Annotated in this window: 21 protein-coding genes and 1 pseudogene; 9 read left to right on the top strand and 13 right to left on the bottom strand. The window is 71.1% G+C overall.

All coding sequences use genetic code 11. The features are described from left to right. Positions 1 to 109: 109 nt before the first annotated feature. Complete coding sequence (locus HPY23_RS22465; protein WP_091883927.1) at positions 110 to 1,177, bottom strand: hypothetical protein; 1,068 nt, start codon at positions 1,175 to 1,177, stop codon at positions 110 to 112. A 140-nt stretch (positions 1,178 to 1,317) separates the two neighbouring features. Here HPY23_RS22465 and HPY23_RS22460 point away from each other — a divergent pair, with 140 nt between their 5' ends. From HPY23_RS22460 to HPY23_RS22450, 3 genes are all read left to right on the top strand, one after another. Beyond that, the gene (locus HPY23_RS22460; protein ID WP_091883930.1) at positions 1,318 to 3,048 is read left to right on the top strand and encodes a GspE/PulE family protein; all 1,731 of its coding nucleotides are present in this window, start codon (positions 1,318 to 1,320) and stop codon (positions 3,046 to 3,048) included. A gap of 1 nt (position 3,049) precedes the next feature. After that, entirely contained in the window at positions 3,050 to 4,264 is a 1,215-nt protein-coding gene (locus HPY23_RS22455) for a type II secretion system F family protein (protein WP_091883932.1), read from the top strand. Between the two features lie 93 nt (positions 4,265 to 4,357). Then, the gene (locus HPY23_RS22450) at positions 4,358 to 4,666 is read left to right on the top strand and encodes a hypothetical protein (protein WP_175539899.1); all 309 of its coding nucleotides are present in this window, start codon (positions 4,358 to 4,360) and stop codon (positions 4,664 to 4,666) included. A 52-nt stretch (positions 4,667 to 4,718) separates the two neighbouring features. On the opposite strand, the gene galU is transcribed toward HPY23_RS22450, so the two are convergent. After that, on the bottom strand, positions 4,719 to 5,585 hold the full coding sequence (gene galU, locus HPY23_RS22445) for a UTP--glucose-1-phosphate uridylyltransferase GalU (protein ID WP_091883934.1): 867 nt from the start codon (positions 5,583 to 5,585) through the stop codon (positions 4,719 to 4,721). 180 nt (positions 5,586 to 5,765) lie between these two features. On the opposite strand from galU, the gene galE reads away from it, so the two are divergent. From galE to HPY23_RS22430, 3 genes are all read left to right on the top strand, one after another. Then, positions 5,766 to 6,758 carry a UDP-glucose 4-epimerase GalE gene (gene galE, locus HPY23_RS22440; RefSeq protein ID WP_091883936.1) on the top strand — a complete coding sequence of 331 codons (993 nt, stop codon included), beginning with the start codon at positions 5,766 to 5,768 and terminating at the stop codon, positions 6,756 to 6,758. A 4-nt stretch (positions 6,759 to 6,762) separates the two neighbouring features. Further along, complete coding sequence (locus HPY23_RS22435) at positions 6,763 to 7,944, top strand: lytic murein transglycosylase (RefSeq protein WP_091883939.1); 1,182 nt, start codon at positions 6,763 to 6,765, stop codon at positions 7,942 to 7,944. Between the two features lie 86 nt (positions 7,945 to 8,030). Beyond that, positions 8,031 to 8,828, top strand: a complete 798-nt coding sequence (locus HPY23_RS22430) for an aldolase (RefSeq protein WP_060848001.1) — start codon at positions 8,031 to 8,033, stop codon at positions 8,826 to 8,828. On the opposite strand, the gene HPY23_RS22425 is transcribed toward HPY23_RS22430, so the two are convergent. The 7 genes from HPY23_RS22425 to HPY23_RS22395 all read right to left on the bottom strand — a co-directional run bounded on the left by HPY23_RS22425 (position 8,816) and on the right by HPY23_RS22395 (position 14,709). Then, positions 8,816 to 9,280 carry a DUF4267 domain-containing protein gene (locus HPY23_RS22425; protein WP_236012811.1) on the bottom strand — a complete coding sequence of 155 codons (465 nt, stop codon included), beginning with the start codon at positions 9,278 to 9,280 and terminating at the stop codon, positions 8,816 to 8,818. The genes HPY23_RS22430 and HPY23_RS22425 overlap by 13 nt on opposite strands. 207 nt (positions 9,281 to 9,487) lie before the next feature. Beyond that, on the bottom strand, positions 9,488 to 10,498 hold the full coding sequence (locus tag HPY23_RS22420) for a zinc-binding alcohol dehydrogenase family protein (protein ID WP_091883941.1): 1,011 nt from the start codon (positions 10,496 to 10,498) through the stop codon (positions 9,488 to 9,490). A 198-nt stretch (positions 10,499 to 10,696) separates the two neighbouring features. Next, positions 10,697 to 11,479, bottom strand: a complete 783-nt coding sequence (locus HPY23_RS22415) for a transporter substrate-binding domain-containing protein (protein WP_060848003.1) — start codon at positions 11,477 to 11,479, stop codon at positions 10,697 to 10,699. 18 nt (positions 11,480 to 11,497) lie between these two features. Next, a complete protein-coding gene (locus HPY23_RS22410) occupies positions 11,498 to 12,226 on the bottom strand; it encodes an amino acid ABC transporter ATP-binding protein (RefSeq protein WP_060848004.1) in 729 nt (242 codons plus the stop codon). Beyond that, a complete protein-coding gene (locus tag HPY23_RS22405; protein ID WP_091883944.1) occupies positions 12,210 to 12,863 on the bottom strand; it encodes an amino acid ABC transporter permease in 654 nt (217 codons plus the stop codon). The genes HPY23_RS22410 and HPY23_RS22405 overlap by 17 nt, the downstream gene beginning before the upstream one ends. A gap of 14 nt (positions 12,864 to 12,877) precedes the next feature. After that, positions 12,878 to 13,561: an amino acid ABC transporter permease gene (locus HPY23_RS22400; protein ID WP_091883946.1), complete on the bottom strand. Its 684-nt coding sequence runs from the start codon at positions 13,559 to 13,561 to the stop codon at positions 12,878 to 12,880. Beyond that, positions 13,558 to 14,709, bottom strand: a complete 1,152-nt coding sequence (locus HPY23_RS22395; RefSeq protein WP_091883949.1) for a mannitol dehydrogenase family protein — start codon at positions 14,707 to 14,709, stop codon at positions 13,558 to 13,560. The genes HPY23_RS22400 and HPY23_RS22395 overlap by 4 nt, the downstream gene beginning before the upstream one ends. 201 nt (positions 14,710 to 14,910) lie before the next feature. Here HPY23_RS22395 and HPY23_RS22390 point away from each other — a divergent pair. The 3 genes and pseudogenes from HPY23_RS22390 to HPY23_RS22380 all read left to right on the top strand — a co-directional run. Continuing rightward, positions 14,911 to 15,792, top strand: a pseudogene (locus HPY23_RS22390) (GntR family transcriptional regulator); the annotation flags it as partial. Positions 15,793 to 16,267: 475 nt separating this feature from the next. Continuing rightward, positions 16,268 to 17,749: a TolC family protein gene (locus tag HPY23_RS22385; protein WP_091883955.1), complete on the top strand. Its 1,482-nt coding sequence runs from the start codon at positions 16,268 to 16,270 to the stop codon at positions 17,747 to 17,749. Positions 17,750 to 17,938: 189 nt separating this feature from the next. Continuing rightward, positions 17,939 to 18,400, top strand: a complete 462-nt coding sequence (locus tag HPY23_RS22380; protein WP_175539892.1) for a 2'-5' RNA ligase family protein — start codon at positions 17,939 to 17,941, stop codon at positions 18,398 to 18,400. 251 nt (positions 18,401 to 18,651) lie between these two features. Here the strand turns inward: HPY23_RS22380 and HPY23_RS22375 are convergent, their stop codons facing one another. The 4 genes from HPY23_RS22375 to HPY23_RS22360 are packed head-to-tail and all read right to left on the bottom strand — an operon-like array spanning position 18,652 to position 23,278. Beyond that, positions 18,652 to 20,802 (bottom strand): peptidase domain-containing ABC transporter, encoded by a 2,151-nt coding sequence (locus HPY23_RS22375; protein WP_091883960.1) that lies wholly within the window; start codon positions 20,800 to 20,802, stop codon positions 18,652 to 18,654. An 18-nt stretch (positions 20,803 to 20,820) separates the two neighbouring features. Continuing rightward, complete coding sequence (locus tag HPY23_RS22370) at positions 20,821 to 22,098, bottom strand: HlyD family secretion protein (RefSeq protein WP_091883963.1); 1,278 nt, start codon at positions 22,096 to 22,098, stop codon at positions 20,821 to 20,823. A 21-nt stretch (positions 22,099 to 22,119) separates the two neighbouring features. Continuing rightward, positions 22,120 to 23,076, bottom strand: a complete 957-nt coding sequence (locus tag HPY23_RS22365) for an LpxL/LpxP family acyltransferase (RefSeq protein ID WP_091883965.1) — start codon at positions 23,074 to 23,076, stop codon at positions 22,120 to 22,122. 55 nt (positions 23,077 to 23,131) lie between these two features. After that, positions 23,132 to 23,278 (bottom strand): hypothetical protein, encoded by a 147-nt coding sequence (locus HPY23_RS22360; RefSeq protein ID WP_175539893.1) that lies wholly within the window; start codon positions 23,276 to 23,278, stop codon positions 23,132 to 23,134. Between the last annotated feature and the right edge of the window lie 28 nt (positions 23,279 to 23,306).

Raw genomic sequence — 23,306 nt, 5'->3', positions numbered from 1 at the left:
TCGGCGGCGCCGAGCGCGTCGAGCACCGGGCCGGCGGCGAGCGCGAGCGCGAGGCCGATGCCCGCGAGGCCGAGGAGGAGCGGCCGGCCCGCGGGCGGGAGGGCGATGCTCACGGGCGGCCCCCGGCGGCCCGGCGCGGCAGGGCGACGACGACGCGTTGCCCGCCCTCGACGGGCTCGGCCCGCTGCAGGGCCGGCGCGCCGTAGCCCGGCAGGTGGGCGAGCGCGGCCAGCAAGGCCGCCGGGTCGGGTGCGCGCAGCGTCAGCTCCAGCCCGGCCCCGGTGAACCGCAGGGTCTCGGCCGAGACCGTGCCCGGCAGGGCGGCGGCGACCGCGTCCCAGGTCCGGGCGAGCGGCATTCCGCGCTCGGCCAGGATCTGCGCCGTGCCGGCCTGGACCGCCGGAGGCCGGCCCGCGGCGGCCGCGCGGCGGGCCGCCGCGAAGGCGTCGTCGAGGGCCGCCAGCGTCGCCGCCTGGTGCTGGCGCAGGCCCACGAACGCCGCGAGCAGGAACAGGCCGGTCGCCGCCGCGAGCACGAGGTTGCCCGAGCCCCGCAGCAGCCCCGGCAGGGCGTGGTGCCCGCTCGACAGGAGGTCGACCGGCATCGTCCGGTCCTCCGCCGGGCCGACCGCGACGATGCCGGGGTTCAGCCCGGCCCCGGCGAGCGCCGCCAGCACGGGGGCGAGGCGGGCCCGCTTGAGCACGACGTGGCGCACCCGCAGGGTGCGGGTCTCCGGATCCTCGCCCTCGACGTACCAGTCGCTGAACACCTGGTCGGCGCGGAACGGCGTCGCGGCCTCGAGCTCCTGGGCCAGCACCGCGCGCATCCGCGGCAGGGCGGCGCTCGGCAGCTCCAGGGTGCGGATGAAGCAGGCGGCGGGATCGACCACGACCTTCGCCCGCGCCTCCGCCCGGCCGCCCCGGATCGCCGCCAGCCGCTCGGCGAGGTCGTCGGCCCCGAGTTCGAGGCGGTAGGTCCGGTCCTGGCCGTCGCGCCGGTCGGTCACCGTCAGCCCGGTGTCGCCCGGCGTCCCAAGCCTGAGCGTCAGCAGCGCCGGCGCGCGGTCGGTCCGCACCTCGGCGAAGCCGAGGAGGTGCGAGGCGGCGTCGATCCCCCGGCGGAGCGATGCCCGGGCCGAGGACAGGAGAACCTGCGAGGGGATCGTGGGCGCGCGCAACGGGTCGGCTCCGGCGCCCGGATACCAGCCGGGGCGGTGTCCCTGGTCTAGCGCCCCGATATTTCCGTCCGCTTAAGGACGTCGCGCGAGAATGCCCCGCCGGCGGGTCGCGCCCAGCCGGCTTTCTCTGGGGCAGGACGATGCTGAGCATCTGGGGCGGCAAGACCCGGCCGCGGCGCGCGCGGGCGGACCGGCGCGACGCCGCCCGCGCCCGCGCCGACGACCTGCGCGCCTTCGTCGACCGCCTCGCCGAGAGCGAGGTGCTCGACCCCGTCGGCCACGAACGGGCGCTCGCCGCCCTCGACGGGCCCGGCCGGCGCCCCCTCCCCCTGTTGCTCACCGAGCTCGGCCTCGTCCACGAGGCGACGCTCGTCACCGCCCTGTCGGAGGCGACCGGCCTGCCGATCCTGCGCCAGGACGACCTGCCGGGCGAGCCGGTCCTGCCCGATCTCCTCTCGCCCGATTACTGCGCCCGCGCCCGGGTGCTGCCGCTGGCGATCGAGGCCGAGCGCCTCGTCGTGGCCCTGGTCGATCCGTTCGACACGGACACGACCCGGGCGCTGGAGCACCTCGTCGAGCGGGCGGTCGCCCCCCGGCTCGTCGGGCCCGGCAGCTTCGAGCGGGCGCACCGCGCCGTCTACGGCGACGTCGCCGAGGAGGGCGAGGCGGGGAGCGACGACGACCTCGCGCGGCTCGCCGACGTGGCGAGCCAGGCGCCGATCGTGCGGCTCTCGGCGCGCCTGGTGCGCAAGGCCTTCGAGCTGTCGGCCTCCGACATTCACCTGGAGGCGGAGGAATCCGACATGCGGGTGCGCTACCGGGTCGACGGCGTGCTGGTCGAATCCGAGCGGCTGCCGAAATCGGTCCAGCTCGCGCTCACCACCCGCATCAAGATCCAGGCCGGGCTCAACATCGCCGAGCGGCGCCTGCCCCAGGACGGGCGGATGCAGGCGCCCGACCGCGGCCAGGAGGTCGACATCCGCGTCTCGACCCTGCCGACGGCCCACGGCGAGAGCGTGGTCCTGCGCGTCCTCGACGGCTCGCGCCGGGTCGAGGACTTTTCCGCGCTCGGCTTCGACGCGGCGGCGATCCGGGAGATCGCCGCGATGACGAGCCGGCCGAACGGCCTCGTCCTCGTCACCGGCCCGACCGGATCGGGCAAGACCACGACGCTCTACGCGGCTTTGCGCCGGATCAACGGCCCCCACCTCAAGGTCGTCACGGTCGAGGACCCGGTCGAGTACCGGATGGCCGGCGTAAACCAGGTCCAGGCCCATCCGGGCATCGGCCTCGACTTCGCGGCCGCGCTCCGCTCGATCCTGCGCCAGGACCCGGACGTGGTGATGGTCGGCGAGATCCGCGACGGCGAGACCGCCCGTATCGCCGTGCAGGCGGCGCTGACCGGCCACCTCGTGGTCTCGACGCTCCACACCAACTCCGCCCCCGCCACCGTGACGCGCCTGATGGACATGGGCATCGAGCCCTACCTGATCGCCGCGACCCTCAACGGCGTGGTGGCCCAGCGCCTGGTGCGGCGTCTCTGCGGGGCCTGCGCCGAGGCCACGCCCGCGACGCCGCAGGAGCGCCTGCGCCTCGGCATCCCGGACGAGGCCCCGTTGAGCCTCAAGCGCGCCCGCGGCTGCCCGGCCTGCAACGGCACCGGCTATCGCGGCCGGATGGTCGCGTCCGAGATCATGACCCTCGACGGGGAATTGCGCGGCCTCATCGCCCACCGCGCCGACGAGCAGATGCTCGCCGCCCGGGCGCGGGCCACCGGGATGACGGGGCTCGCCGACAGCGCCCGGGCGCGGGTGCTCGACGGAGAGACCACCCTCGACGAGGTCGGGCGGGTGCTGGAAGGGACGCTCTGACATGCCCCGCTTCGCCTACAAGGCCTATGCGGGCGACGGGCGCGCGCGGGCCGGCACGATCGAGGCCGAGACGCGCCAGCGCGCCGTGGCGCGCCTGCGTGCCGACGGGCTGCAGGTCTACGAGATCGCCCAGGCCGCCGCCGGCCCGGCCCCGTTCTGGCGCCGCGCCCTCTTTGGGCGCGACCGGGTCAACGACGCCGCCCGGATCGCCTTCCTGCGCGAGTTCGGCACGCTGGTCGGCGCCGGGCTCACCGTCGACCGGGCGCTGCGCCTCGTCGAGCGCCAGGCCGGGCCGGCCCTGAAGCCGGTGCTGGCCGACCTGCTGGAGCGGGTGGTGGCCGGTGCCTCCCTGTCGCGCGCGATGGCGGCCCATCCCCAGGCCTTCCCGCGCGACATGGTCGACATCGTGCGGGCCGGCGAGGCTACCGGTACGCTGGTCGACGTGGTCGGCTCGCTCACCGCCTCGATCGAGCGGCGCGACGCGGTCCGGCGCCACCTCGTCTCGGCGATGATCTACCCGGCGCTGCTGATCGCGATGGCGATCGGCACCGTGGCGATGATCGTCGGGGTCCTGGTGCCGGCGCTCAGCCCGCTCTTCGAGGGCAGCGGCCAGGTGCCGCCCTTCGCGATCCGCGCCGCGTCCTGGTTGGGCGACACGCTCGCGGCGACCTGGCCGATGCTGCTGGGCGGCCTCGCGCTCGTGATTCTGGCGCTCGCCCGGGCCTGGCGGGTGCCCGGCTTCGCGGCGGCGCGGGCGCGGCTGGCGCTGCGCCTGCCGCTGGTGCGCGAGATCGTGGTGGGCATCGAGTGCGGCCGGTTCTGCCGGGTGCTCGGCACGCTGCTGACCGCCGAGGTGCCGATCCCCGACGCGGTGGCGGCGACGCGGCCGCTCGCCGGCAACCGGGTGTTCCGCCGCGCCTTCGACGAGGCCGGGCGGCGGCTCGCCGAGGGCGGCAGCCTCGCCTCGGGGCTGTCCTCGCTCAAGCCCTACGCCGCCTCGACCCTCAACCTCATCGCCAGCGGCGAGCAGGTGAACCGCCTCGGCAGCGTGCTGATCCACGCCGCCGAGATGCACGAGACCGAGACCCGCCAGCGCATCGACCGTCTGCTCGCCCTCCTCACCCCCCTGGTGACCGTGGCGATCGGCGGCCTGATCGGCGGATTGATCATCTCGGTGATGGGGGCGATCCTGAGCGTGGGGCAATTGACGCAGTAGCGGTGGGGGATCCGACCGGCGGCGGCAGGCGTTGGCCCGGCTCCTGATCCCGGGAGTCCCACCGTGTCCGCCGATCGCCGAACGAACCCGATCCTGTTCGCTGCGTCCCTCGTCGGCGTTCTCGGCGCCCTCGCGGCCGTGCCGGATGTGGCGCTTGCGCAGCAGGGCCGCCCCTCTACCCTCGCCATGACCTGCGGCCAGGCGCGCAACTACCTCGCCGCGCGAGGCGCCGCGGTGCTCGGCACCGGCGGCTATACCTACGACCGCTTCGTGCGCGACCGCAGCTTCTGCGAACCGACGGAGATCACCCGAAACGCCGTCGTGCCGGCCCGCGACACGCCGGAATGCTTCGTCGGCTACCGCTGCATCGAGCCCGGGCGCAACTGGTTCGACGACGAATAGGGCGCCCTCCGCGCCCGGCCCCGAAGACCGGGCACGGAGGGCGGACCGGCCGTCAGCCCTTCGCCAGCAGCGCCTCGATCTCCTGCTTGAGCGCGTCGCGCAGCTCGGGCCGCTCCAGGCCGTAGGCGAGGTTGGCGACGAGGAAGCCGAGCTTCGAGCCGGTGTCGTAGGTCTTACCGCGGTAGTGCATGCCGTAGAACTTCTGCGTCTCCGATAGGCGCTTCATGCCGTCGGTGAGCTGGATCTCGCCGCCCGCCCCGCGCTCGCCGCGCTCCAGGATCGAGAAGATCTCCGGCTGCAGGATGTATCGGCCCGAGATGATGTAGTTCGACGGCGCGGTGCCCTTCGGCGGCTTCTCGACCATCCCGGTGATCTCGAAGGTGTCGCCGAACTGCTCGCCGACGCTGACGATGCCGTACTGGTGCGTCTGGTCGGGGGCGACTTCCTCCACGGCGATGATGTTGCCGCCGTGCTGCTCGTAGGCCTCGAGCATCTGCACCATGCTGCCACGGCTGAGCATGTCGGGCAGGATCACCGCGAAGGGCTCGTCGCCGACGATCTCGCGGGCGCACCACACCGCGTGGCCCAGCCCCAGCGGCTCCTGCTGGCGGGTGAAGCTGGTCTGGCCGGCGGCCGGCAGGTCCTTCCTCAGGGCCTCGTAGGCCTCGGTCTTGTTGCGCTCCTGCAGGGTGCGCTCGAGCTCGTAGGAGATGTCGAAGTGATCCTCGATCACCGCCTTGCCGCGGCCGGTGACGAAGATGAAGTGCTCGATCCCGGCCTCGCGGGCCTCGTCGACGACGTGCTGGACCACCGGCCGGTCGACGACCGTCAGCATCTCCTTGGGCACCGCCTTGGTCGCCGGGAGGAAACGGGTGCCGAGGCCCGCGACCGGGAGGACGGCTTTGCGAATGCGTTTCATCGTGCGTGATCCAGTGAACACCGAGGAGCTGCCGGACCGCCCGGCGGGAATGGGCGCGAGCGGGCACCACGCGCCCGCCGGATCCCCTCCCCGCGGGCAGCCTTGCCACCCGACAGCTTAATTGACGCTGAAGCATTGCAGGGTATGGATCAACCCGCATCACGCCGGGGAGCGGACGGAATGGCGGTACTTGTCACAGGCGGCGCGGGCTACATCGGCAGCCACATGGTGCTCGCCCTCATCGACGCCGGACACGACGAGGTCGTGGTCATCGACGATCTCTCGACCGGGTTCGACTGGGCGTTGCCGCCGGAAGTCACGCTGGTGCGCGGCGACGTCGCCGACCAGGCCCTGGTGGCCGAGACCATCCGCACGCACAAGATCGACGCGCTCGCCCATTTCGCCGCCAAGATCGTGGTGCCGGATTCGGTCTCCGATCCCCTCGGCTACTATCTCGCCAACACGGTCAAGTCGCGCGCCCTGATCGAGGCGGCGATCGGCGCGGGCGTGCGCCACGTCATCTTCTCCTCGACCGCCGCGGTCTACGGCGAGCCGGCGGTGGTGCCGGTGCCCGAGGACCTGACGCCGAACCCGATCAACCCCTACGGCCGCTCGAAGCTGATGACCGAGTGGATGCTGGAGGACGCCGCCCGCGCCCACGGCATCAGCTACGTGGTCCTGCGCTACTTCAACGTGGCGGGCGCCGATCCGCGCGGGCGCTCGGGCCAGTCGACCCCCAACGCCACCCACCTCATCAAGGTCGCGACGCAGGCCGCGCTCGGCAAGCGGAGCCATCTTGAGGTGTTCGGCACCGACTATCCGACGCCGGACGGCTCGTGCCTTCGCGACTACATCCAGGTCTCGGACCTGGCGCAAGCCCACCTCGTCGCGCTCAACCACCTGCGCAGCGGGGGGGCAAGCATGACGCTCAATTGCGGCTACGGCCGCGGCTACTCTGTGCTGGAGGTGATCGACGTGGTGAAGTCGGTCTCCGGTGTCGACTTCCCGGTCAAGCTGTCGCCGCGCCGGGCCGGCGACCCGTCGCGGATCGTCGCCGGGGCCGACCGGATCCGGGCCGAGCTCGGCTGGGTGCCCCAGCACGACGACCTGCGCGGGATCGTCACCCAGGCGCTCGCCTGGGAAGAGGCGCTGGGCCGACGCAACCGGGTCTGATCCGATGCTCCGCACCCGGTTCGCCCTGCGCGCCGCTTTGGCGCTCGGCGCCGTCCTGGTCCTCGCCGCGCCCGTAGGCGCGGGCGATTTCCGGACCTTCGTCGAGGAGCTGTGGCCGGCGGCCCAAGCGCGAAAGATTTCGCGGGCGACCTTCGATGCCGCGTTCCGGGGCATCACCCCGGACCCGGCGGTGCTGGCGCGCCTGCGCCGCCAGGGCGAGTTCGGTCGTCCGGTCTGGGAGTACCTGACCGGGGCGGTCTCCGCCGGCCGCATCGCCCGCGGGCGGGCGGAGGCCGCGCGCCGTGCCGAGACGCTGGCGGCGATCGAGGCGGCTTACGGCGTGCCCGGCCCCGTCCTGCTCGCGTTCTGGGGCATCGAATCGGATTTCGGCGCCAGCGCCGGCACGATGCCGGTGATCCGGGCGCTCGCCACCCTGGCCGAGGCGCGCCATCGCGGCGAGCTGTTTCGCGACGAATTGCTGGCCGCGCTCGAGATCCTCGAGCATCACGACGTGAAGCCCGAGCGGATGCGCGGCTCCTGGGCAGGCGCCATGGGGCAGACGCAGTTCCTGCCCTCGGCCTACCTGCGGGCGGCGGTCGATTTCGACGGCGACGGGCGGCGCGACATCTGGGATTCGGCGCCGGACGCGCTCGCCTCGATCGCGAATTTCCTCGCACAGGCCGGCTGGCGCCGCGACCTGCCCTGGGGCGTCGCCGTCACCCTGCCGGCGGAGTTCGACCTCGCGCGCTATCGCGGCCAATTTTCCGACTTCGCCCGGCGCGGGGTGCGGTCCCTCGACGGCGCGGCGCTGCCGTCGGCCGGCGAGGCGAGCCTCTTCCTGCCCGGCGGCGCGGGCGGGCCGGCCTTCCTGATCACCGCCAATTTCGAGGCGATCCGCGCCTACAACACCTCGGATTCCTACGCGCTGGCGGTGGGCCACTTCTCCGACCGGATCGCCGGCGGGCCGCCGCTGGCCGCCCCCTGGCCGACCGGGCCGCGCCTCGACCAGGCCGGGGTCACCGCGCTCCAGCGCGGGCTTGCCGCCCGCTCGCTCTACGAGGGCCCGTTCGACGGTCGCGCCGGCCCGAAACTGCGCGAGGCGGTGCGGCGCTACCAGATCGCGGCGGGCCTGCCGGCGGACGGCTACGCCACCCCGGCCCTGCTGGAGCACGTGAAGGCGCGCTGAGATCGCGAGGCCATGGACAAGCGTGTCCGGCTTCCGCCAGGATTCGCCATCGAGGCCGCGGCGGCGGCGAAGGAGACACGGACATCATGGCTCACGCACTGGGCGCCCCGGCCGGCGAGCGGATTCCCGACGGCCTCAACCAGCCCGACCTCGCCGGGCCCGAGGTGCGCCGCGCCAAGGAGGATCTGGCGGCCTGCTTCCGCATGGCGGCGCGCCACGGCCTGGAAGAGGGCATCTGCAACCACTTCTCGGCGATGGTGCCGGGCTACGACGACCTCTTCATCGTCAATCCCTACGGCTACGCCTTCGCGGAGCTCACCGCCTCGAAGCTCCTGGTCTGCGACTTCCACGGCAACGTCGTCTCGGGCGAGGGCCAGCCGGAGGCCACCGCCTTCTACATCCATGCCCGCCTGCACAAGCGCATCCCGCGGGCCCGCGTGGCGTTCCACACCCACATGCCCTACGCCACCGCCCTCTCGATGACCGAGGGCGATCCCCTCATCTTCGCCGGGCAGACCTCGCTCAAGTTCTACGGCCGCACCGTCTTCGACCGGAACTACAACGGGCTCGCCCTCGACGAGCGGGAGGGCGACCGCATCGCCGACAGCGTCGGCGAGGCCGATATCGTGTTCATGAAGAACCACGGCGTGATGGTCCTCGGCCCCACCATCGCGGAGGCCTGGGACGACCTCTACTACCTGGAGCGCGCGGCCGAGGTGCAGGTTCTCGCCCTCTCGACCGGCCGCGACGTCCTGCCGGTCGACCCCGCCATCGCCGAGGCGGCCTATCGCCAGATGCGCGAGGGCGATCCCGAATCGGCCCGGCTGCATCTCGCGGCGATCCGCCGGCGGCTCGACCGGGAGGAGCCGGATTACGCGGAGTGATCCTCATCCGGGACCAGCATCCAGAGGGCGGTGAGCGTCAGCACCCCGGCGCTCAGCGCATGCAGCCCGACTTGCCACCACGCCGCCGTGCCGGCGGACAGGATGAGGGCGAGGTCGCAGGCCGGGATGACGAGGCTTCCCGCCAGCACGATCGCGACGGCGCGTCGGGTCGAGAACAGGCTGAGACCGGTGAGATGGAGCGCGAGGGCGGCGTCCCGCGCGCCGATCGCCCGCAGGGTCGTGCGACCGATCCCTTCGGGCTCCGGCACGCCGTAGATCAGCGCGCCCAGCGCGGGCGCCGCCAGGAAGAGCCCGCCCAGGCCGAAGAAGACCAGGGCCAGGGCGAGCACGACCCAGAGGCGCAGGTCGGTCGGGGAGAGGCGACCGTCTCCGATGGTGAGGTGTCGTCGGTCCATGCCGCCGGCATGCCCGACGGCGTGGGCCGGTGCCATCACCTGGGTTGATGGCCTGTTTGACCGTTCGACATTTTCCGTCCCACCCGCGCCTCATCCTGAGGTGTCAGCCCATCGAGGATGGACTGACCTCGAAGGAGGCCCCGGGGAACGCAGCGGCATCTGGATCCGTCCTTCGAGGCTGCTTCGCAGCACCTCGGAATGAGGCCGCGCGTGGGACGGAAAAGACCCTCCGGTGCGGTTTGGTCAGAGTTCCAGGATCGCCTTGATCACCCCCGCCTCCGGCCGCAGCCAGTCGCGAAAAAGCTCGGGCCCGTCGGCCAGCGCGCCGCGATGGGTGCGCAGCGCCCGGGTCGGCACGCGGCCGGCCTGCATCTGGCGCACCACCTCGGCGAAGTCGTCGGGTTGGGCGTTGCGGCTGGCAAACAGCGTGGTCTCGCGCTTGTGGAACTCGGGATCCGAGAACACGATGTCGTCGCGCACCACGCTCACCAGCACGTAGCGCCCGCCATGGCCGACGAAGCCGAAGCCGCGCTGCATCGCGGCGCGGTTGCCGGTGCAGTCGATCACGCAATCGTAGAAGTCGCCCGCGGTGGCGGCGCCCGCCTTCGCCTCGGCCTCGTCGTCGGCGCGCAGCAGCGCGTCGGCGCCGAGCGCGTCTTGCGTGAAGGCCAGCCGGTCCTCGCGCAGGTCCATGACGGTGACGTGGGCTCCCCGCGCCTTGGCGAAGATCACCGCCGACATGCCGATCGGGCCGGAGCCGACCACCAGCACGCGGTCCTCGGCCGCGATGCCGCCGCGCTTCACGCCGTGGGCGCCGATCGCCAGGAACTCGATCATTGCGGCGTCGTCGAGCGGGGTATCGCCCACCGGCACCACGTTCCGCGCCGGCACGCTGATCAGCTCGGCCATGCCGCCGTCGCAATGGACGCCGAGCACGGAGATGTTCTGGCAGGCATTGGTCACGCCCTTGCGGCAGGCGACGCAGTGTCCGCAAGACAGGTACGGCACGACATAGCAGTTCTGCCCCGCCACGAGTCCGCTGCCGGCCGGCGCCCGCTCGATCGTGCCGGAGAGCTCGTGTCCCATCACCCGTGGGTACTGCAGGAACGGGTGCTTGCCCTGGTAGATGTGGAAATCCGTGCCGCAGATGCCGACCCGGCGGATGCGCACCAGCGCCTCGCCCTCGGCCGGGACCGGCTCCGGCCGCTCGGTCAGCCGCAGCCGGCCCGGCTCGTCGCAGAGGAGCACCTTCATGGGAGGGGGTCTTTCGGGAGGATGGAGTGGGGAAAGGCGAACGGTTCGAAGATAAGGCGCCTCCCCTCCCCCTTGTGGGGAGGGGTATGGGAGATCGAAGATCCCGCGCGGGGGGCAGGAGGCGCCATTGAGCTTTATCCGGCACCACCCCCACCCCTGACCCCTCCCCGCAAGGGGGAGGGGAAGTGCCCTCTTGAATTACGCCAGCATCTCGGCCGGCAGGTCGCTGCCGTGATAGGTCTTGTAGATCGTGTTGAGCTTTCCGTTGCGCAGATTCTTGCGCACCCACTCGTTCAGCGCGGCCTGAAGCTTGGTCTCGCCCTTGCGGATGCCGATCGCGTAGGGAAACGTCCGCATCACGATCTTGGTCTCGAACGGCGCCGGGGGCTTGCGGGCGTTGGCGGTGTTCATGACCTGCGGCGAGGTCGCCACCATGTCGACCTGGCCCGAGACCATCGCGGTGATCAGCGTCGCATCGTCGTCGTAGCGCACCATCTGGGCGCCCTGGGCGCGCGCGGTCGCCTCCTTGTCGTTGGTGCTGCCGCGGGTGGTGCCGAGGCGCTTGCCGACGACCGCGGCGTAGTCCTTGACCTCGCGGTCCTTCGGCCCGGCGATCACCGCCTGGATCACCCCGTAGGGATCCGAGAAGTCGATGACCTTCTGGCGCTCCTCGTTCACGCTGAACGAGGCGATGACCATGTCGGCCTTGCCGGTGAGCAGGAACGGCACCCGGTTCGGGCTCGTGACCTGCACGATCTCGAGCGGCAGCTCCCAGTCGGCGGCGAGCAGCCGCGCGGTCTCGACGTCCGAGCCGGTCGGCTGCATCGCGGCATCGGTCATGCCGAAGGGCGGCGAGCCGAGATCGAGGGCGACGAGCAGCTTCTTGCGGCTCTTGATCGTGTCGAGCGTGTCGGCGAGGGCCGGCATCGCCAGGGTGGAGGCGGCCGCGAGGCCGCCGGCCAGGAAGGTCCTGCGCTTCATCCCCAATTCTCCTTTTGATTACAGCCCGCTGCCGACGAAGTCGCGCAGCTCGGGCGTGCGTGGGTTGTCGAGGTCGCGGCCGGCCAGGGTCTCCCAGACCCGGCCCTGGCGCATGTAGATGACGGTGCCGGCGACCCGGCGGGCAAAGCCCATCTCGTGGGTGACCAGGATCATGGTCATGCCGCCGCGGGCGAGATCCTCCATGACGCGCAGCACTTCCGATGTGAGTTGCGGGTCGAGCGCCGAGGTGACCTCGTCGAACAGCATCACCTGCGGCTGCATGGCGAGCGACCGGGCGATGGCGACCCGCTGCTGCTGTCCGCCCGACAGCTGCTCGGGGTAGTGCTCGGCCTTCTCGGCGAGGCCGACCCGGGTCAGGCAGTCCATGGCGAGGTCGCGGGCTTGCCCGCGCTTGATCCCCTTCACGCAGGTCGGCGCCAGCATGATGTTCTGGAGCGCGGTGAGGTGCGGGAAGAGGTTGTAGCTCTGGAAGACGATGCCGACCGAGAGCCGCAGGGCCCGCTTGTCGAGGGCGGGCGAGTGGATCGCGTGGCCGCAGACCTCGATCGCGCCCTCCTCGATCGTCTCGAGCGCGTTGATGCAGCGGAGCGCGGTGGACTTGCCGGAGCCGGACTGGCCGATCAGCGCCACCACCTCGCCGCGGCCGACCTCGAACGAGACGCCGTCCAGCACCTTCAGCGGGCCGAAGCTCTTGTGGACGTTGGCAAGCTTAACGACGGCCGACATTGAGCCTCCTCTCCAGCCCGCGGCTCCAGGCCGACAGCGGATAGCAGATGGCGAAGTAGAACAGCGCCACGGTCACGAAGATGATGAAGGGCTGGAAGATCGAGTTGTTGATGAGCTTGCCGGCCTGCGACAATTCCACGAAGCCGACCACTGAAGCGAGCGAGGTGTTCTTGACGATCTGGACCAGGAACCCGACCGTCGGGGCGGTCGCAAGCCGCATCGCCTGGGGTAGCACCACCCGGGTCAGGCGCTGCCAGGGCGACAGGGCCAGGCACTCGGCCGCCTCCCACTGGGTCCTCGGCACCGCCTCGATGCAGCCGCGCCAGATCTCGCCGAGGAAGCCCGAGGCGTAGATGGTGAGCCCGGCGCCCGCCGCGATCAGCGCGGGCAGCTGGTCGAAGCCCGCGATGGCGAGGCCGAAATAGATCATGAACAGGAGGATCAGGAGCGGCGTGCCCTGCACCACCTGGACGTAGGCCGAGGCCAGCCCGCGCACGAAACGGTTCGGCGAGATGCGCGCCAGCGTCACGCCGAAGCCGAGGAGGCCGCCGCCGATGAAGGCGATCGCCGACAAAGCCAGCGTCCAGCCGGCGGCGGTGAGCAGGAACCAGAGGTGCTGGGGTCCGAAAGTGGGCATCGCTCCCCTCCCCGCTAGAGCGCCGTGCCGAGCTTGCGCCGGCGGGTGAAGACGAGGAGGCCGAAGCCCCAGAAGGCCCAGCGCACGACGAAGGACAGGGCGAGGTAGACGAGGCCGACGACGATGTAGGTCTCGAAGCTGCGGAAGGTGTCGGACTGGATGCGGTTCGCTACCGCCGTCAGCTCCTCGGCCGAGATCTGCGAGCAGATCGAGGAGGCGAGCATCAGGAGCACGTACTGGCTGACGAGCGCCGGGTAGACCCGCTCGATCGCCGGGCGCAAGACCACGTGCCAGTAGATCTGGCGGCGGTTGAGCCCCAGGCATTCCCCGGCCTCGACCTGCGCCTTGTGGATGCTCTCGATCCCGGCGCGCATGATCTCGCAGGTATAGGCGACCACGTTGACGACGAGCGCCAGCACCGCCGCGACGTTGGCGTCGACCCGGATCCCGAGCACCGCGATGCCGAAATAGACCAGGAAGATCTGCACCAGCAGCGGCGTGTTGCGGATCACCTCGACATAGGCGCCGACGAGACGCTTGAGCCAGGGCGGCCCGTCCGCCCGGGCGATGGCGCAGAGCGCGCCGCCGACGAAGCCGAGCACGGTGGCGACGCCCGAGAGCTGGAGCGTCAGCCAGACGCCGGCGGCGAACTCGCGCCAGTACGGCAGCAGGGCGGCGAAATCGAACTGGTAGGTCATGCCGCGGGCGGGGCCGGGTAGGCGGCGGCGAGCGCCCGGAGCACCGGCGCCGGCAGCTCGGCGCCGGTCTCCGCGACCCAGGCCAGGAAGGCGTCGACCCGGCGCTCGACCTTCTGGACGTGGTTCTGGGCGATGTCGGCGATGCGGTGGTTCAGGTACGGGTTGAGGAAGCGGTCGAGGGTGGCCGCCACGTAGTCGCGGGCCTGCGCCTCCATCCCGCGGGCGGAAAATCCCGGCACCACCTCGTCGCGGTAGAGCGCGTCGAGCCGCGCCCGCACCGCCGGATCGGCCAGGATCTCGCGCACGGTCTCGTCCGCCGGGCGGCCCTCGCGCTGCCAGATCTCGGCGAGGAAGGTGTGGCCGAGATTGAGGATGTGGATCTTCAGCCGCTCGTAGGGTTCGAGATCGTCGGCGAGCACGATGCAGGGGTGCTCGCACGGCACCAGGAGGCCCGGCCGGCGCTCGATCGCCCAGATGGCGTAGGGCTCGGCGACGGCGCCGACCGGCTCGATCGGCTCGGAGACGATGCGGTCGACCAGCGTGTCGGTGAAGGTCGCACCCTCGCGCAGCCAGGCGGAAAACGCCTCCGGCAGGCCGGCCTCGGCGGCGAGGTCGAGCACCAGGCCCCGCAGCACCCGGCCGTTGCGGTAGATCAGCTCGCAGGGCAGCACCGTGAGGGGGCGCCCGCCCGCCTGCCAGCGGCGATGGAGGAGCTGGGCGAGCTTGCCCGGGAACGAGGCCGGGGGATGCGCCGCGACCCAGGCGCCGCCGCGATCGGAATCGGGGATCGCGTAGCCGGTATCGCCGGTATTCGAGAGGAGGATGTCGGCCTCCTCGACGACGAGGGCGGTCACGGCGTCCCAGTCGGTCGCCGCCGACAGGCCGCGCGCGATGCTGGTGACGGTGATCCGCCGCTCGACCGGGGCGCCGTCCGCGATGCCGCGGACGATCACCGGGTAGCCGCCGGGGGACCCGAAGGCGGCGACGCGCCCGGCCCGGGCGGCGTCCCCCGAGGTCTGCACCACGGTCACCGGCCCTGCCTCCTGGCCCTCCGCGCGCGCCTCGTGGATGAACAGATCGGCATGGGCCTGCAGGAAGCGGCTGGTCCCGAACTGGACCACGCGCCGGGTCGGGCGGGCGGCGCTCATGCGCGCGGGACCGCGCAGGCGGAGATGCTGGCGAACTGGGCCAAGGGCGTGTCCTCACCGGGTGGTCTTATGTATTATCGTGCATAAAGGACCGGCGATCCGGCGCTGTCAAACGGTTTTTTATGCGCAAAGATCCGGTTCACGAGCCGATGGACGCGCTCGCGCGGCCGTGGTGCAGTGGTGGTCCTCGGGAGGGGTGGAATGCGGGCGAACACGGTCCACAAGCGGGCCTACAACCGGTGCCTGACGCTGCTGGCGGCCCGGTCGCCCGGGCCCTGGGGGGCCTCCGAGGCCGAGCTGTCCGGGGTGCTGGAGGTCAGCCGCACCACGGTGCGGGCGGTGCTGGCGGGGCTCGCGGAGGCGGGCCTCGTCGGGACCGAGGGCGGCCGGCGCCGCCTCCTGCGCCATCCCGGTCCGGCCGACTACTTTCCCGATTTCGAGACCGAGACGGTGGCCGAGGCCGTCGAGCGCAAGTTCATGCAATGGGTGCTGCAGGGCGATTGCCGCCCGGGCCAGGCGGTCAACACCTCCGAGCTGGCGCGCCTGTTCGGCACCTCGACCACGGCGGTACGGGAATACCTGACCCGGTTCAGCCAGGTCGGGCTCCTCAAGCGGCGCGAGAACAGCGGCTGGATCTTCGCCGGGGTGACGCCGGACTTCGCCGCCGAGATCTACGAGATCCGCGAGATGTTCGAGCTCCGCTCGGCCCGTCGCTTCGTCGAACTGGCGCCGGACGCCCCGGCCTGGGCCGAGCTCGACGCCATCGCGGGCGAGCACCGTGCGCTGCTGGCCGAGATCGACGGTCGCTACCGCGACTTCTCGCGCCTCGACGAGCGCCTGCACCGGCTGATCCACGACGCGTCGCGCAACCGGTTCATCCGCGACTTCTACGACGTGATCTCGATCATCTTCCACTACCACTACCAGTGGGACAAGTCGGACGAGAAGGAGCGCAACCGCGTCGCCCTGCTCGAGCACCTCGACTACATCGACGCGCTGCGCTCCCGCGACCTGCGCCTGATCGACCAGACCTGCCGGGCGCACCTGCGCACCGCCCGGGCGACGCTGCTGCGCTCGATCGCGGTCGGACCGCTCGGCGGTGTGCCGGCGCCGGTGGGCGAGCCGGAGGCGGAGGCCGACGAGGCGCATCCCTTCGCCGCGGAGTTGTCCGGCGAAAGGAATAGCGCCGGATTTTCTCCTCTCCCCGCGGGCGGGGAGAGGGGAGAGCCCGCGCATTGTCCTTCCCCGGACAGCCCTGCAGACGCCGGATGACACGCCACGAGCGCAGATGGTGGCGAGTTCTTTGGCTATCGACCGATTTTTCACGAAAATTACTTGCAATCATCATTCTCTTTTAGATGCATATGGCATCGTTACATTCAAATCGGGGGCGGGCCGTACCGGCGAATTCATTGTTTTCGTCCTTCGCAGCTGCAGCCCGTAAGTCTTGGCACTTGGGGGTAAGGCTTCATTTACCTTGTTGCGCCAAGAAGAAATCAAACTCGCGAAGGACGGTCGCCGAGCCTGGTTCCCGGTTCCACTCATTGTCGGAGATCAGATGCCGGTGCGGCGCGCGAGGGTTGAGAGGCTGGCTTGCATCCTCGCGATCCTGGCGGGCATGGCCGGTCCGGCCGGCGCGCAGAGCCTGGAGGAGGCCTCCGCCGCCGCGCTCGAATCGAGCTTCGTGCTGCGGGCCGAGCGCGCCCGCCAGGACGGGGCCGAGGAACGCCTGCGCGGCGCCATCGACGCCTTCATGCCGAGCGTGGCCTTCACCGCCGACCGCCCGCTGCGCAGCCGCATCACCTACGCGCCCGACGCCGCCCCGCCGGTGGTCGGGCTCGACGCGACGCCCCGGCGTGCGCCGAGCGTCGTCGGCATCTCCGCGAGCCTGCTGCTCTTCGACGGATTCCGGCGCTGGCACGGCTTCCAGTCGGCCCGCACGCTGGCCGAATCGGGCCGGATGCTGCTGATCGGCCGGCGCCAGCAGGTGCTGCTCGACACCGCGCTGGCCTATATCGCGGTCCTGCGCGACACCCGCATCCTCGCCGCCCGCGAGGCGCAGCTCGCCGCGATCCAGCGCATCGCCGCCTTCACCGACAAGCAGTTCGAGCTCAACGACGCCACCCGCACCGACACGGCGCTCGCCCGCTCGCGGGTGCAGGAGGCCGAGGCCCTGCGCCTGCGCGCCCAGGCCGACCTCACCGCCTCGCGGCTGGAGTTCACCCGCCTGACCCGGATGGCGCCGGAGCGGATGCGCCCGCCGCGCCTGCCTGACGGGCTGCCGCGCAGCGCCGACGCCTTTGCCGATCTGGTGCGCCGGGCCAATCCCGACATCGCGGCGTTCCAGCTCGAGGCCGAGGCCGCCGGCTATCAGGCCAAGGCGGCGGTCGCCGACCTCCTGCCCAAGGTCAACCTGCAATTCTCCAAGATCGGGCAGCTCGGCTACAGCCCGGTCCTCGACCGGATCACCGACACCACGACCCGGATCGTGGCGACCGTGCCGATCTACGAGCCCGGCACCCTGCCCCGCATCGGCGAGGCCTCGGCCTTCGCGCGCCAGCGCGGCTACGAGGCACAGGACAAGGAACTCGCGACCCTGACCTCGGCCCGCATCGCCTTCGCGCGCCGCCAGGCCACCGCCGAGCAGTACACGCAGCTCGTCGCCCGCATCCGCGAGCTGCGCGAGACGATGCGGGGCTTTTCGATCGAGCGGACGGCGGGGTTCCGCACGGTGCTCGACGAACTGAACATCCGGGGCGAGCTCGCCAATGCCGAGGTGGCGGCCGAGATCGTCCTGAACGAGCGCGACGGCCAGTCGCTGCAACTCGCCGCGGCCGCCGCCCTCCTCGACGCCGCGCCGGGCGGACCGGGCGGGCGGTTCGAGTCCCTCGCCTCTCCGCCGCCGCCGGCCCTGCGCCGCTCGCTCGCGGCGGTGCCGGTGGAGACAGCCCCGGCCCTGCGCGGTCGCGCAGGGCTGGTTTCGAAGCCGCAGCCAGCTCTGGTGCTACGGGTGTCGCGGGCGGAAGAGGATGGTCGTTGATGGGTTCGAGCCAAAAACCGATAATCTTGACCGCATGACGGGCGGCCATGGGCGAAAGACCGCTCGGGGTGCGACGCTGCCTTCTGATATAGGAGAAGCGGCAGATGCAGGGGTCGGGGCGTGGGGTTCGCGATTTCAATGCGGAGCGACCATCCGAGCGCAGGCATCGTTCGTGCGCTGTGGGATGTTGTGCAGCAGTTCGAGGATCGCCCCTCGATGTCTCTCCTCGGCTACCCGCCCCACGTTACCCTCGCCATCTACGATGGTGAGGTGGTGGAAGAAAACGAGGTTCGGAGGGCACTCGATGAAGCCAGCAGAGACATCGGCGCGCTCACGCTAACCTTTGACGCCATTCGCAGCTTTGACGGGCCGCCGATGGTTCTATGGGCTTCGCCCCGTCCTAACGTGGTCCTGCGGAAGGTCCACGAAGCGATTCACGCCACCATCGATCCTATGTCTTGTCGGCCGCATTATCGTCCTGGGACGTGGAAACCTCACTGCACGCTCAGTACGCAGGTGAGGAGTGATCGGCATGAGGATGCGCTGGCTTATGCCCGCAACGCCAGCAGCGCATTCGATGTAACATTCGACGCCATCGAATGCATTTATTTTCCGCCTATCAAGTCTTTCGATCTGCGAAAGCTTTCTTGAGTGCTGAAGTTCGGCATGTTGATAACTGTCCGAAGGCCGATCTGCATAGGGATGGGCTTAACAAATTTTGTCAGTTGGCTGCTGGGCTTTTATTTGTCCGGAGCAAATCTCGCAGACCGGCAAACTTGCCGCTCTTGCCTTGCATTGCTGGCGGTTCCGGATTCGGCCTCCGCTTCCGCGGCTCCGAAATAGCATTAGGTTTCGATGCTGGTGAGGGCGGTTAGAAAACCATGCCTCGAGCCGCCAGTCCCTCACGCCGCCTCCGTCACCGGCCCGGGCTTCGCCGGTGGGCGCGGGTCCTCGGTCAGGCGCCCGTTCTCGATGCGAAACACCCGGTCGACCTGGTCGAGCAGCCGCTCGGAGTGGGTGATGAACACCTTGGCGGCCTTCACGCCCTTCAGGCTCTCGACGAGCGCCGTCTCGGTGGCCGGATCGAGGTTCGCCGTCACCTCGTCGAGGAGCAGCAGCCGCGGCCGGCGGCAGAGGGCGCGGGCGAGCAGCAGGCGCCGGCGCTGGCCGGTGGAGAGAACGCTGCCCTCCTCCGAGACGTGGGTGGCGTAGCCCTGCGGCAGCCGCTCGACCTCGTCGCGTAAGCTGACCCGGACCAGGGCCGCCTCCATCTCGGCATGGGATACGGCGGGGTCGAACAGCGACAGGTTGTCGGCGACGGTGCCGGCAAACAGCCCGTCATCGGCGAAGACGACGCCGAGATTGGCCCGGTACTCGCGCTTGCCGAACTGGCCGAGCGCGACGCCGTCCACCGTGACCGAGCCAGAGGCCGGCTCGGTCAGGCTCGCCAGGACCCGCATCAGCGAGGACTTGCCCGAGCCCGAGGCGCCGACGATCGCGATGGTCTCGCAGCGGCCGACATCGATGGCGAGCGAAGCGCCGGTCAGGATCGGTTCGTCGCCGCGGCCGAACTGGATCGTCACGTCCTCGATCCGGATCTCCTTGCGGATCGCCCGGTGGAAGGTCGCCTCGTGCAAGCCCTCCTCGGGCGCCTGCCCGATCACGTCGTCGAGGCGGGCGACATGGACCTTGAGGGCGGCGAGCTGCAGCAGGCTCGAGGTCAGGTGGTTGACCCGGTCGAAGAAGTCGGTGCGCAGCGCGATGAAGGCGTAGAGCGTGCCGATCGTCAGGGTGTTCTTGATGACCCCGGTGATGCCGAGATAGAGCGTCGTCACGGTGCTGACCGCGATGACGGCGTGCATCAGGAACTCGGCGTCGAGCCCCGCCTTCTTCGCCCGGAAGTCGAGGTTGGCGAAGCGCGCGAAGCTCTCGAACCAGTTCATGGTGAAGAGCTCGGTGCTGTTGTGCGCCTTCAGGCTGCCGATGCGCTGCAGGCCGTCGATCAGGCTCGCCTGCTCCTGCGAGCGCGCCTCGAGCGAGCCCGCGGTGGCGCGGTCGAGCGTCGGGAAGGTGACGAAGCGCATCGCCAGCACGGCGGCGAGCGTCGCCAGCGTGATCGCCGCCATCGGGGCCGAGTAGTAGAACATCAGCCCGACGAGCAGGAACGACGTGCCGATATCGGCAAACGACGTCACGAGTCCGCCGACCAGGAAGTTGCGCACCGTGTCGATCGACTGGATCCGGGTGACGAAGTCGCCCGGATGGCGCAGCTCGAAGTAGCTCAGGGGCAGCCTGAGCGCGTGGCCGACGACGTTGCGGGTGAACTGGAGCTGCAGCAGCGTCGAGGCGCGCAGCGCGATGTAGCCGCGCAGCCACTGCCCGAACGCCTCGAACAGCATCATCAGGATCAGGCCGGCGGCCAGCATCTGCATCAGGTCGAGGTCGACCTGCGGGATCACCACGTCGAGCGCGATCTGGAGCAGCACCGGGGTGGTGAGGCCCAGGAGCGAGATCGCCACCGAGACCAGCGTGATCTGCCACACCGTGCCGCCGAGGCCCCGGGTGGTGCGCAGGATGTCGAGCAGCTTGAGCCGGTCGCCGGCCTTGATGGCGCGGAAGTCCATCCGAGGCGCGAATTCGAGCACGATCCCGGCGAAGAACCGCTCCATGTCGGCCCGCTCGTAGATCCGCAGGCCGAATTCGGGGTCGTGGACGTGGTAGCGTCCGCGAGAAATCTTCTCCAGGACCACGAAGTGGTTGCCGCGCCAGTGCAGGATCGCCGGCAGGGCCACCTGCTCCAGCTCGGCCACCCCGTCGAGGGCGTAGCCGCTGGCGTCGAGGTCGAGGCTGTCGGCGAGCGTGACGATGCTGGCGAGCGTCATGCCGCGGCGCGAGAGCGGGAAGAGCGCGCGCAGGTAGGCGAGGTCGATGTCGTGGCGGTGGTAGTTCGCCACCATCGCGAGCGCCGCGAGCCCGCACTCGTTGGCCTCGTTCTGGAGGATCGAGCGCACCCGCCGGCGCGGGCTGAGCACGCGCTTGAGCCAGTCGGTCATCGGATCATCCTCTCGCGCTCACCCACGCCCGCGCATCGCCCGGATCGGATCGAGCATCCAGTCGATCAGCCGGCGGCGCTCGACCACGATGTCGGCCGACAGCGTCGAGCCGATGCGGATCGGCTCGTCGGTCCCGTAGGCCCGCATGGTGCGCGACTCGGGCCGCACCTCGACCCGGTAGACCGATTGGCGCGCCGCGGCGGCTGCCGCGTCGCCGGTGCCGTCGTCGGCGGAGGCCAGCATCGGGTTGCGCAGAGGCGTGCCGGAGATCACCGCGATCGCCCCCTTGGCGATGCCGAAGGTCTTGAACGGGAAGGCGTCGTATTTCAGCACCACCTCCTGGCCGACCTTGGCGAGCCCGATGGCGCGGGCCGGCACCTCCAGCACGACCAGCGGATCGGCCCGGGTGTCGCCGAGGATCGCCACCACCTGGTCGGCGGTGACCGAATCGCCGGGCTGGACGTAGAGGCCCGCGACCTCCCCGTCGGTGGGGGCCACCACGTCGATGCGCGACTGGGCGCCGAGCGCGGTGATCTGCGCCTCGATGGCGCTCAATTCGTTGCGGGTGGTGGCGAGCTGGGCCGCCTTCTCGGTGTCGCCGGTGCGTTGCGCGCGCAGGCGCTCGGAGGTGCTCTGGCGCAGCTCGGCCCGGCGGGCGCGCAGTTCGGCGATCTGGCGGGCGTAGTCGAGGGCGGCGCGGCGCTGGCCGTTGAGGGTCTCGCGGGTGGCGTAGCCCTGGCGGAGGTAGGCCTCGACGCGCGAGACCATCTCCTCCTGCTGGGCCAGGCCTTCCTTGAGCGTGCGCTCCTGCTCGTCCAGGGCGCGCAGCACCGCCGTGACGTTGCGCTCGGTCTCGGCGCGGTCGCCGCGGGTCGAATCGAGGTAGACCAAGAGGCGCGCCTCCTCGGCGGCGAGGCTGGTCCGGCGCTCCTGCAGGCTGCGCAGCGTCGCCCCGACGGTCGAGACGCCCCCGGTCGTCTGCTCGCGCAGCTGGATCTGCATCAGGCGCGCGCCGCGCTTGACGGTGTCGCCCTGCTTGACGGCGATCTCGCGGACGATGCCGGCGGCCTGGGCGTCGAGGCGGGTGAGGCCCGACGCCGCCGAAACGTAGCCCCGCACCGCCTCCGACCGGGCGAGCCGGCCGAGGAAGAGGCTCGCCACGATCACCACGATGATGGCGCCGAAGAACCACGCCATCCAGACGGCGCCGCGGTCGTGCTGGAGGTGGACGGTGCCGTTGATCCGCCGGCGCTGGAACGTGGCCTCCGCGGGGGGAGGCGCCGCGGGTTCGCTCATCGATCGTCCGCTCGCGAGGCTCTACGCCGCGAGGGTCTGCGGCGCCCCTCCGTCCTCCGGAAGGTTGTCCTGCACCGTCTCAGAAGATGGTAAATAATCGGCGAGCATCGGCCAGAGGTGCCACTGTTCCGGCCGGGCCGCGATTGCGGCCTGGAGGTGCCGGCGCATGATGTCGGCCACGACTGCCCGCTCCTCTGGGGCGCTGCCGCGCACCTCGAAAGGCCGCCCGATGCCGACGGTGTCGCCGTCGTCGTCCATGGTTGTGGCGAGCGGCACCACGGTGGCGCCGGTGAGGCGCGCCAGGGTGTCGGTGCCGAAGGCGAAGCGGAAGGGACGGCCGAACATCGGCATCTGGGCCGGCGCGCCGTAGGACGGGTCGAGGTCGCAGAACACCACGATCACCGCGCCCTTCTGGGCGAAGCGGATCGCCGAGAGGAAGTCGCCCCGCTCGGTCACGTTCAGGAAGCGCACGTCGACGTCGATCTCGCGCAGGCGCTCGATGACCTGCGTCTCCATCACCATGTCGTCGCGCTGGCGCAGCACCAGCATCGGGCGGCCGGGGAAGTAGCGCACCATCAGGGCGGCGAGCCCCAGCACGTAGGCGCCCATGTGCAGGGGCGCGAGGATCACCGGCCGGCCGGAGGCGGCGACGCGCTCCATCACGGCGGGCTCGGCGACCGAGACGCGGGCGACGTCGCGCAGGATCGCGGCGACCGGGCGGCGGTGCAGGGCGCACCACTCGATCTCGGAGGCGACGTCGTGCCGGGCGGCCTCGCGCGAGAGGCGCAGGGCCTCGCGCCGCGGCAGGCGCAGGACGCTCTCGAAGGTGGCGGCGAAGCCGGCCTCGTCGGTCCGGCCCCGCAGGCGGGCGGCGAGGCCGCGCACCGCCAGGACCGATCTCAGCACCCGCCGGCGCCACGCCAGCGGCAGGCCGGCGAGGCGGGCGTAGGTCCAGGGGATGTGCGGGGCGGTGGTCATCGGATCCGTGTCTCCTCCTGCCGCCGCGCCCGCCCATCCCGGTCCGGGGCTGCCTTCAGCAGCCCTTCTTGGACTTGGTGCTGCCGCAGGTCGGAGCCGGCGGGCAGGCCGGGGCGCAGCCGACCGAGACGCCGACGCCGACGCAGATGCCGAGGGTGCCGCCGGCGACGGTGCCGAGGGTCTTGAGGTCGAGCTTCTTCATGATGTCTCTTCTGGTGGTATCGTGGTTG

The sequence above is a fragment of the Methylobacterium ajmalii genome (assembly GCF_016613415.1).
Classification (GTDB): domain Bacteria; phylum Pseudomonadota; class Alphaproteobacteria; order Rhizobiales; family Beijerinckiaceae; genus Methylobacterium; species Methylobacterium ajmalii.
The sequence above is the reverse complement of the archived record's forward strand: the minus strand, read 5'-3'. Positions and strand labels throughout refer to the sequence as shown.

What these genes read in the sequence shown, in the direction of transcription:
- HPY23_RS22460 (WP_091883930.1), top strand. Translation starts at nt 1,318, where the DNA reads ATGCTGAGCATCTGGGGCGGCAAGACCCGGCCGCGGCGCGCGCGGGCG.
- HPY23_RS22455 (WP_091883932.1), top strand. Translation starts at nt 3,050, where the DNA reads ATGCCCCGCTTCGCCTACAAGGCCTATGCGGGCGACGGGCGCGCGCGG.
- galU (WP_091883934.1), bottom strand. Translation starts at nt 5,585, where the DNA reads ATGAAACGCATTCGCAAAGCCGTCCTCCCGGTCGCGGGCCTCGGCACC.
- galE (WP_091883936.1), top strand. Translation starts at nt 5,766, where the DNA reads ATGGCGGTACTTGTCACAGGCGGCGCGGGCTACATCGGCAGCCACATG.
- HPY23_RS22435 (WP_091883939.1), top strand. Translation starts at nt 6,763, where the DNA reads ATGCTCCGCACCCGGTTCGCCCTGCGCGCCGCTTTGGCGCTCGGCGCC.
- HPY23_RS22430 (WP_060848001.1), top strand. Translation starts at nt 8,031, where the DNA reads ATGGCTCACGCACTGGGCGCCCCGGCCGGCGAGCGGATTCCCGACGGC.
- HPY23_RS22425 (WP_236012811.1), bottom strand. Translation starts at nt 9,280, where the DNA reads ATGGCACCGGCCCACGCCGTCGGGCATGCCGGCGGCATGGACCGACGA.
- HPY23_RS22420 (WP_091883941.1), bottom strand. Translation starts at nt 10,498, where the DNA reads ATGAAGGTGCTCCTCTGCGACGAGCCGGGCCGGCTGCGGCTGACCGAG.
- HPY23_RS22415 (WP_060848003.1), bottom strand. Translation starts at nt 11,479, where the DNA reads ATGAAGCGCAGGACCTTCCTGGCCGGCGGCCTCGCGGCCGCCTCCACC.
- HPY23_RS22410 (WP_060848004.1), bottom strand. Translation starts at nt 12,226, where the DNA reads ATGTCGGCCGTCGTTAAGCTTGCCAACGTCCACAAGAGCTTCGGCCCG.
- HPY23_RS22405 (WP_091883944.1), bottom strand. Translation starts at nt 12,863, where the DNA reads ATGCCCACTTTCGGACCCCAGCACCTCTGGTTCCTGCTCACCGCCGCC.
- HPY23_RS22400 (WP_091883946.1), bottom strand. Translation starts at nt 13,561, where the DNA reads ATGACCTACCAGTTCGATTTCGCCGCCCTGCTGCCGTACTGGCGCGAG.
- HPY23_RS22395 (WP_091883949.1), bottom strand. Translation starts at nt 14,709, where the DNA reads ATGAGCGCCGCCCGCCCGACCCGGCGCGTGGTCCAGTTCGGGACCAGC.
- HPY23_RS22385 (WP_091883955.1), top strand. Translation starts at nt 16,268, where the DNA reads ATGCCGGTGCGGCGCGCGAGGGTTGAGAGGCTGGCTTGCATCCTCGCG.
- HPY23_RS22375 (WP_091883960.1), bottom strand. Translation starts at nt 20,802, where the DNA reads ATGACCGACTGGCTCAAGCGCGTGCTCAGCCCGCGCCGGCGGGTGCGC.
- HPY23_RS22370 (WP_091883963.1), bottom strand. Translation starts at nt 22,098, where the DNA reads ATGAGCGAACCCGCGGCGCCTCCCCCCGCGGAGGCCACGTTCCAGCGC.
- HPY23_RS22365 (WP_091883965.1), bottom strand. Translation starts at nt 23,076, where the DNA reads ATGACCACCGCCCCGCACATCCCCTGGACCTACGCCCGCCTCGCCGGC.
- HPY23_RS22360 (WP_175539893.1), bottom strand. Translation starts at nt 23,278, where the DNA reads ATGAAGAAGCTCGACCTCAAGACCCTCGGCACCGTCGCCGGCGGCACC.